We start from the raw sequence: 9,785 nt of genomic DNA, 5'->3' as shown, positions 1-9,785 counted from the left end.
GCTTCTCGTCACACCTTCGCGCTGCTGCTGCCTGCTGCGTGCTGCCTGCTGTCCGCCTGCTTAAATCCCGAGCTCCTTGTCGATGAAGGCGAAGAGCTCGTCGGGCGTGGCCTCTTGGAGCTTTTCGGTGACGGCCTCGCCACGGGAATCGGTGTGCGGTTCACCCCACTTCGCCAGGAGGGCCTGCAGACGCAGCGCGATGTCGGTACGGGTCGGGGTGTCCGCGGCGTCCGGGTCGAGCACGGACAGCGCGGACTCGAGCTTGTCGAGTTCCGCCATGCCGGGGGCGGCGCCGGGGCCGCCGTCCGGGACGATCTCGCCGAGCAGGAAGTCGGCCAGGACGGCCGGGTTCGGGTGGTCGAAGACGAGGGTGGCCGGGAGCCGCAGTCCGGTCGCGGCGTTCAGCCGGTTGCGCAGCTCCAGCGCGATGAGGGAGTCGAAGCCGAGCTCCTTGAACGCGCGCTGCGCGCCGACCTCGTCGGTGTTCGGGTGGCCGAGCGCCGCGGCCGCGTGGGTACGGACCAGCTCGGCGACGGCCAGGCCCTGTTCGGCCCGCGGCATGACCTCCAGGCGGCGGCGCAGCGCCTCCGCCGGGGAGAGCCCGGCACCGGACGGATCGCCGTCCGCCCCGCCGGAACGCGCCGCCTCCGCCAGCCGCCGCACCGCGGGCAGGTCGGCCAGGAACGGGCTCGGCCGCACGGCGGTGTGACCGGGCGCGAACCGCTCCCACTGGATGTCGGCGACCGCGACGGTCACGTCGCCCAGGTCGAGGGCCTGCTGAAGCGCACGGATCGCGGAACCGGGCGCCATCGCGGGCACGCCGCCGCGATCGAGGCGTTCGCCGATCGCGCCGCCCGCCGCCAGTCCGCTGTCGCCCCACCGGCCCCATGCCACGGAAGTCGCGGCCAGCCCCTCGGCGTGCCGCTGCTCCGCGAGGGCGTCCAGATAGGCGTTGGCCGCCGCGTAGTTGCCCTGCCCGCCGTCGCCGAGCGTGCCGGCGACCCCGGAGAAGAGCACGAACGCGGACAGGTCCAGGTCGCGGGTGAGCTCGTGCAGGGCGAGCGCCGCCTCCGCCTTGGGGGCGAGGACGGTCGCGAACCGCTCGGGCGTGAGCGCGTCGATGACACCGTCGTCGAGCACACCGGCGGTGTGGACGACGGCGGTCAGGGGACGGTTCGCGGGGACGTCCCCGAGGAGCGCGACCAGGGCGTCGCGGTCGGCGACGTCGCAGGCGGCCACGGTCACTTCCGTTCCCAGCGCGGTCAGTTCGTCGCGCAGCTCGGCGGCGCCGGGGGCGTCGATGCCCCGGCGGCTCGTGAGCACCAGGTTCTCGGCGCCGTTGGACGCGAGCCAGCGGGCGACGTGCGCGCCGAGCGCACCCGTGCCGCCGGTGACCAGCACCGTGCCGTGCGGGTTCCACACCTTGCCGGCGGGCGCGTCGGCACCGGACGCGTGGGCGAGCCGACGCACGAAGACACCGGAGGCGCGGACCGCGACCTCGTCCTCCGCGCCGTCCCCTGCCAGCAGGCCCGCGAGGCGGGTGAGCGTACGGTCGTCCGCGGTGTCCGTGCCGGGCAAGTCGACGAGACCGCCCCAGCGGTCGGGGTACTCCAGGTCGGCCGTCCGGCCGAAGCCCCAGATGAGTGCCTGGGCGGGATCGGTCACCTGCTCGGAGCGGCCGGTGGCGATCGCGCCGCGGGTCACGCACCACAGGGGCGCGGTGACCTCGGCGTCGCCGAGTGCCTGGACCAGGGCGGCAGTCGCCAGCAGTCCGGCGTGCTCGCGCAGCGGGGCGCTGCCGCCGCCGAGGGCGAGGAGGGAGAGGACACCGCTGGGCGCGGTGTCGTCGAGTGCGGCCTTCAGCTCTGCCGCCAGCTGCTCGCGGTCGGCCGTGCCGTGGTCGACGCGCACGGTGCGCACCTGCGCTCCGCGGTCGGTGAGCGTGCGCTCGACTGCGGCCGTCCACTCCTCGTCCGGGCCGGTGAGCGTGCCGGGGACGGCGAGCAGCCAGGTCCCGGTGAGGCGGCCGGAGGCCGGCTCGGACACCGGCTTCCACGTGACGCGGTAGCGCCAGCCGTCGACGGTGGACTGCTCACGGCTCTGCCGGCGCCACGACGACAGCGCCGGAAGCAGCGCGGTCAGCGGCTGGTCGGCGTCGACGGCGAGTTCAGAGGTGATGGTGTCGAGGTCCTCGCGTTCGACGGCCGCCCAGAAGCGGGCGTCGATCTCGCTCTCCACCGGCGCCTCGAACGCGGGCGCCGGGGCGATCTCGGGCCAGAACCGCTGCGACTGGAAGGCGTAGGTGGGCAGGTCCACGCGCTGCGCGCCGGTTCCGGCGAACACCGCCTGCCAGTCCACGGAGGCACCGTGGACGTAAGCCTCACCAAGCGAGAGCCAGAACCGCTCCAGACCGCCTTCGTTGCGGCGCAGCGAACCCAGGACCGCCGCGTCACGGCCGGCGTCCTCGACGGTCTCCTGAAGACCGACCGTCAGCACCGGGTGGGGGCTGGACTCGATGAACACCCCGAAGCCCTGCTCCAGCAAGGTTCGGACCGCCTGCTCCAGCTCGACGGTCTGGCGCAGGTTGCTGAACCAGTACCCGGCGTTCAGCTCGGGTCCGGTCATCCACTCGCCGGTCACCGTCGACAGGAACGGCACCTGTGCATCGCCCGGGGTGATCGGCGCAAGAAGCTCGGCCAGCTCGTCCCGCAGGAGGTCAACCTGTGCGGAGTGGGAGGCGTAGTCCACCGCGATCCGCCGCGCCCGCACCCCGTCCGCCTCACACGAAGCCAGCAGCTCCTCCAGGGCCTGCACTTCGCCGGAGACCACAACCGAGGAGGGGCCGTTCACCGCGGCAACGGAGATCCGCTCCTCACCCCACGCCGCGATCCGCTCCCGCACCTGTGCGGCCGGCAGCGCCACCGACACCATCCCGCCCAGACCCGCCAGCACCCGGCCGATCGCCTGACTGCGCAGAGCCACCACCCGGGCCGCGTCCTCCAGCGACAGGATCCCGGCAACACAGGCCGCCGCGATCTCGCCCTGCGAATGCCCGATCACCGCAGCCGGACGCACGCCGGCGGCCTTCCAGACCTCCGCCAGCGACACCATCACCGCGAACAGCGCAGGCTGGACCACGTCCACGCGCTCCAGCGACGGAGCGCCCTCGACACCGCGCAGCACATCGACCAGCGACCAGCCGGTCAACGGCTCCAGCGCCTGAGCGCACTCCTCCATCCGGGCAGCGAACACGGCTGAAGCGTCCAACAGCCCTTCGGCCATGCCTACCCATTGCGACCCCTGTCCGGGGAAGACGAACACCGTCCTTCCCCCGATCGCGGACCCCTGCACCAGGACCGGTGAGGTCTCCCCCGCGGCCAGGGCGGTCAGGGCGGTGACCACATCGGCGCGCTCGCGACCGACGACGACGGCGCGTTCGTCCAGTGCGCCGCGGGTCGTGGCCAGGGAGTGGGCCGCGTCGACAAGTCGCAGGTCAGGATGGGCGGCGAGATGAGTGAGGAGGCGTTCGGCCTGCCCGCGCAGGGCCTTCGGCGTCCGTGCGGTGAGGACCCAGGGCAGGGTGGTCGACGGGCCCGACGGGGAGCCGTCAGGGGTCACCCCGGCCAGTAGGGGTGTCGGCGCCGGCTCCGGGGTCGTGTCGTCGGCGGCGTCGGGGGCCTGCTCGATGATGGCATGCGCGTTGGTGCCGCTGAAGCCGAACGACGAGACTCCGGCTCGCCAGGGGCGGTCGGTGTCCGGCCAGGGCCGCGCCTCGGTCAGGAGGTCGATGTCGCCCGCGGTCCAGTCGACGTGCGGGGTGGGCTCGGCGATGTGGAGGCTGCGCGGCAGCACGCCGTGCTCCATGGCAAGCACGATCTTCATGACGCCCGCGACACCCGCGGCGGCCTGCGCGTGGCCGATGTTCGACTTGATCGAGCCGAGCAGCAGGGGCCGGCCGTCGGGGCGGTCCTGGCCGTAGGTGGCGAGCAGGGCCTGCGCCTCGATGGGGTCACCGAGCGTCGTGCCGGTGCCGTGCGCCTCGACGACGTCGACGTCCGCCGCCGACAGACGCGCGTTGGCGAGGGCCTGACGGATGACGCGCTGCTGGGACGGGCCGTTGGGGGCGGTGAGGCCGTTGCTGGCGCCGTCCTGGTTGATGGCGGAGCCGCGGACGACCGCGAGCACCGGGTGGCCGTTGCGGCGCGCGTCCGACAGCCGCTCCACGAGCAGCATGCCGACGCCCTCGGCGGGGCTGAAGCCGTCGGCGTCGGAGGAGAACGCCTTGCAGCGGCCGTCCGTGGACAGTCCGCGCTGGCGGCTGAACTCGATGAAGGTGCCGGGCGTCGACATGACCGTCACGCCGCCGGCCAGGGCCACCGAGCACTCCCCCGCCCGCAGCGCCTGGACGGCGAGGTGCAGGGCGACGAGCGAGGCGGAGCAGGCGGTGTCGACGGTGACCGCCGGGCCTTCGAGACCGAAGGTGTACGAGATGCGGCCGGAGACGACGCTTCCGGCGCTGCCGCTGGCGAGGTGGCCTTCGAGGCCTTCGGTCGCGGTGCGGGCGAGTTCGGCGTAGTCCGAGCCGTTCGTGCCGACGAAGACGCCGGCCTGGCTGCCGCGCAGGGTCTGCGGGTCGATGCCGGCCCGCTCGAACGCCTCCCAGGACGTCTCCAGCAGCAGCCGCTGCTGCGGGTCCATCGCCAGCGCCTCACGCGGCGAGATCCCGAAGAACCCGGAGTCGAACTCGGCCGCCCCGGACAGGAATCCGCCCTCGCGGGTGTACGAGGTGCCCTGCGCGTCGGGGTCGGGGTCGTACAGCGCCTCGATGTCCCAGCCGCGGTCGGCGGGGAACCGGGAGAGGGCGTCGCCGTCGGAGACCAGCAGCTGCCACAGCTCCTCCGGGGTACGCACCCCGCCGGGGAAGCGGCACGCCATCGCGACGATCGCCACGGGCTCGGCGTCGAGGACCGCGGCACTCGGCGTCACGACGGCCGACGCGCTGTCCCGCCCGAACATCTCCTCGCGCAGGTACCGGGCGAGGACGGTGGCCGTCGGGTAGTCGAAGACGAGGGTGGGCGGGAGCTTGAGACCGCTGGCGGCGACCAGGCGGTTGCGGAGTTCGACGGAGGTGAGTGAGTCGAAGCCCAGCTCCTTGAACGCCCGCCCGGCCTCGACCGCTTCGGGACCCGCGTACCCCAGCACGGCGGCGACAGCGGTGCGGACGAGGTCGAGGAGCAGCCGCTCCTGCTCGGCCGCGGGCTGACCGGCGAGCCGCCGGGAGAACTCCCCGACGTCTCCGGCGCCCTCGGTGGCGTCGGCACGGATGCTCTCGACGGCGGCGCGCGCCTCGGGCAGGTCGTGCAGCAGCGGCCGGGACCGGCCGGAGGTGAAGGCGAGGACGAAGCGCTTCCACTCCATGTCGGCGACGGTCAGCGTCGTCTCGTCCCGGTCCAGGGCGTGCTGCAGCGCGGCGACGGCCCGCTCCGGGTCCATCTCGATGACACCGTGGCGGCGCATGCGGTCGCCGACCGCGCCCTCCGCCATTCCGCCGTCGCCCCAGGGGCCCCACGCGATCGCGGTCGCGGGCAGGCCGGCCGCCCTGCGGTGCTCGGCGAACGCGTCCAGGAAGGCGTTGCCCGGGGCGTAGTTGCCCTGGCCGGGCGCGCCGAAGGTGGCGGCGAAGGAGGAGAACAGCACGAAGGCGGACAGGTCGAGGTCGCGGGTCAGCTCGTGCAGGTGCAGGGTCGCGTCGACCTTGACGCGCAGCACCGCCTCCACCTGGTCGGGGGTCAGAGCCTCGATCACGCCGTCGTCGAGGACGGCGGCGGTGTGGACGACGGCGGTCAGGGGGCGGTCGGCGGGGACGGCGCCGAGGAGTGCGGCGAGGGCGTCGCGGTCGGATACGTCGCAGGCGGCGACGGTGACCTCGGCGCCCAGCGCGGTCAGTTCGTCGCGCAGCTCGGCGGCGCCGGGGGCGTCGATGCCCCGCCGGCTGGTCAGCACCAGGTGCTCGGCGCCGTTGGACGCGAGCCAGCGCGCGACGTGCGCGCCGAGCGCGCCCGTACCGCCGGTGACCAGCACCGTGCCCTGCGGTCGCCACTCGCGGACGGTCTTGGTCTCAGCGAGCCGCGCACGGACCAGACGCCGCGCGAACAGGCCGCCCGGGCGTACCGCGACCTGGTCCTCGGCCGCGTCACCCGCCAGGACGCCGGCGAGCCGGGCCAGTGCCCGGTCGTCCACGTCGTCCGTGCCGGGGAGGTCCACCAGGCCGCCCCAGCGCTCGCCGTGCTCCAGCGCGGTCACACGGCCGAGACCCCAGATCAGCGCCTGCGTCGGGTGCTCCAGCCGCTCGGAGCGGCCGGCGGCGACGGCGCCGCGGGTCACGCACCACAGCGGCGCGGTCACCTCGGCGTCGCCGAGTGCCTGGACGACGGAGAGCGTGGTCACGACAGTGCCGGCCGCGGTACCCGAGGGCGTCGACAGGCAGAGGACACCGGACACCGCGGGCCCGTCGGCGAGCGCTTCGCGCACGCGTGCGGTGAGTTCGGCGCGCGTGTCGTCGCCGCTCTGGACGACCGCGATCCGGCGCACGTCGGCGCCGCGGTCGGTGAGCGTGCGCTCGACGGCGGCCGCCCACTCCTCGTCCGCGCCGGTGAGCGTGTCGGGGACTGCGAGCAGCCAGGTGCCGTTGAGGTGGGCGGAGGCGGGCTCGGGCAGGGGCTTCCACGTGACGCGGTAGCGCCAGCCGTCGACGGTGGACTGCTCACGGCTCTGCCGACGCCACGACGACAGCACCGGAAGCAGCGCGGTCAGTGCCTGGTCGCCGTCCACGTCCAACTCGGCCGTCAGGGCGGCCACATCGTTGCGTTCGACGGCCTCCCAGAAGCGGGCCTCCACGCTGTCGGCGGGGGCGGTCGCCCCGGCGGCCTCGGGGGTTCCGCTCTCCAGCCAGTAGTGCTCGCGCTGGAAGGCGTAGGTGGGGAGGTCGACGCGCTGTGTGCCGGTTCCGGCGAACACCGCCTGCCAGTCCACGGACGCGCCATGGACGTAGGCCTCACCAAGCGACAGCCAGAACCGCTCCAGACCGCCTTCGTTACGGCGCAGCGAGCCCAGGACAGCGGCCTCACGGCCGGAGTCCTCGACGGTCTCCTGCAGCCCGACGGTGAGGACGGGGTGCGGGCTGGACTCGATGAACACCCCGAAGCCCTGCTCCAGCAGCGTCCGGACCGCCTGCTCCAGTTCAACGGTCTGCCGCAGGTTGCGGAACCAGTAACCGCCGTCCAACTCCGGGCCGGTCATCCACTCGCCGGTCACCGTCGACAGGAACGGCACCTGCGCCTCACCCGGCGTGATCGGCGCAAGCAGCTTCCCGAGTTCTTCTTCGAGGAGGTCGACCTGCGCGGAGTGCGACGCGTAGTCCACCGCGATCCGCCGCGCCCGAACCCCATCCGCCTCGCAGGAGGACAGCAGCTCGTCCAGCGCCTGCACTTCACCCGAGACCACAACGGACGACGGGCCGTTCACCGCGGCAACCGAGATCCGCTCCTCACCCCACGCAGCGATCCGCTCACGCGTCTCGTCCGCGGGGAGCGCCACGGACACCATCCCGCCGAGACCCGCGAGCACCCGGCCGATCGCCTGACTCCGCAGAGCCACCACCCGGGCCGCGTCCTCCAGCGACAAGATCCCCGCCACGCACGCGGCCGCGATCTCGCCCTGCGAATGCCCGATCACCGCAGCCGGACGCACCCCCGCGGCCTTCCACACCTCCGCCAGCGACACCATCACCGCGAACAACGCAGGCTGGACGACATCCACGCGCTCCAGCGACGGAGCGCCCTCGACACCGCGCAGCACATCCACCAGCGACCAACCGGTCAACGGCTCCAGCGCCCGCGCGCACTCCCCCAGCCGCTCCGCGAACACCGGCGAGGAATCCAGCAGTTCCTCGGCCATGCCGACCCACTGCGAACCCTGGCCCGGGAAGACGAACACCGTCTTGCCACCGACAACCCGCCCGGACACCACACCCGCCGCAGGCACACCCTGCGCCACCGCCGACAACCCCGCCGCATGGTCACCCAGCACCACCGCACGGTGCTCCAACGCCGCCCGCGACGACGCCAACGACCACCCCACATCAGCCACCGACGCCGCCAAACCAGCCCCACCCGCAAGCCAGCCCGACAACCGCTCCGCCTGACCCCGCAACGCCACCGCACTCTTGCCCGACAGCACCCACGGCACCACCGCAGGACCATCGGCCGACGACGGCGCCTCAGACTCAGCCTCCGGCTCCGGCGCCTGCTCCACGATCACGTGCGCGTTCGTCCCACTGAACCCGAACGACGACACACCCGCCCGCCGCGCACGCCCCGACTCCGGCCACACCACCGCATCCGACGCCAACGACACCGCACCCGACGCCCAATCCACATGCGGCGACGGCTCATCCACGTGCAACGACTTCGGCACCACACCATGCCGCATCGCCAACACCATCTTGATGATGCTGGCGACGCCTGCCGCGGCCTGCGTGTGTCCGATGTTCGACTTGATCGAGCCGAGCAGCAGGGGCTGTTCGGCCGTGTGCTCCTGCCCGTACGTGGCGAGCAGGGCCTGCGCCTCGATGGGGTCGCCGAGCGTCGTGCCGGTGCCGTGCGCCTCGACGACATCGACGTCCGCGGCGGACAGGCGCGCGTTGGTGAGCGCCTGGTGGATGACGCGTTGCTGCGAGGGCCCGTTCGGCGCCGTCAGGCCGTTGCTCGCACCGTCCTGGTTGATCGCCGAACCCCGCACCACCGCCAGCACCGGATGGCCGTTGCGCCGCGCGTCCGACAGGCGCTCGACCAGCAGCATGCCGGCGCCCTCGCCCCAGCCCGTGCCGTCGGCCGCGGCCGCGAAGGGCTTGCAGCGTCCGTCCGCCGCGAGACCGCGCTGACGGCTGAACTCGGTGAACGTCGACGGGGTGGCCATGACGGTTACGCCGCCGGCGAGCGCCATGGAGCACTCCCCCGCCCGCAGCGCCTGCACCGCCAGGTGCAGCGCCACCAGCGACGACGAGCAGGCCGTGTCGATGGTGACGGCCGGGCCCTCGAGACCGAAGGTGTAGGCGACGCGCCCGGAGGCGATGCTGCCGCTGCTGCCGGTGCCGAGGAAGCCCTCGACGCCGTCGGGGACGGAGTCGAGGCGGGCGGTGTAGTCGTGGTACATGACGCCCGCGAAGACGGCCGTCCGGCTGCCGCGCAGCGAGGACGGGTCGATGCCGGCCCGCTCGAACGCCTCCCACGCCGTCTCCAGCAGCAACCGCTGCTGCGGGTCCATCGCCAGCGCCTCACGCGGCGAGATCCCGAAGGGCGCGGGGTCGAAGCGGCCGGCGTCGTACAGGAAGCCGCCCTCGCTGACGTAGCTGGATCCCGCGCTGTCGGGGTCGGCGTCGTACAGCGACTCGACGTCCCAGCCGCGGTCGACCGGGAAGGCAGAGATGGCGTCCTCACCGTTCGCGACGAGCCGCCACAGGTCCTCGGGGGTCTGCACGCCTCCGGGGTAGCGGCAGCTCATCGCGACGATGGCGATGGGCTCCTCGTTCTTCTCCTCCACCTCGCGCAGCCGCCTGCGGGCCTGGCGCAGGTCGGCGGTCGCCCGCTTGAGGTAGTCGCGAAGCTTGTGCTCGTTCTCCATTGCGTGGGCTCCATGCCTCAGAGGCGGTCGTTCCGGTCGGTCGTCGTCCGGGCGGGGCGGCGCGCCCGGCCGGGTCTCCGGTGGCGCGGATGGGTCGTGGGGCA

Annotated in this window: 1 protein-coding gene; it reads right to left on the bottom strand. The window is 73.4% G+C overall.

The window, feature by feature from the left end; genetic code table 11:
• Nucleotides 1–60: 60 nt before the first annotated feature.
• Entirely contained in the window at nucleotides 61–9,681 is a 9,621-nt protein-coding gene (locus tag ABZ883_RS22795) for a type I polyketide synthase (protein WP_360908796.1), read from the bottom strand.
• Nucleotides 9,682–9,785: the final 104 nt, after the last annotated feature.

It is taken from the genome of Streptomyces sp. NPDC046977 (genome assembly GCF_040644455.1).
In the GTDB taxonomy this organism is placed as follows: Bacteria; Actinomycetota; Actinomycetes; order Streptomycetales; family Streptomycetaceae; genus Actinacidiphila.
Note: the sequence above shows the minus strand (reverse complement) of the source record. Positions and strands in the feature narration are given on the sequence as shown.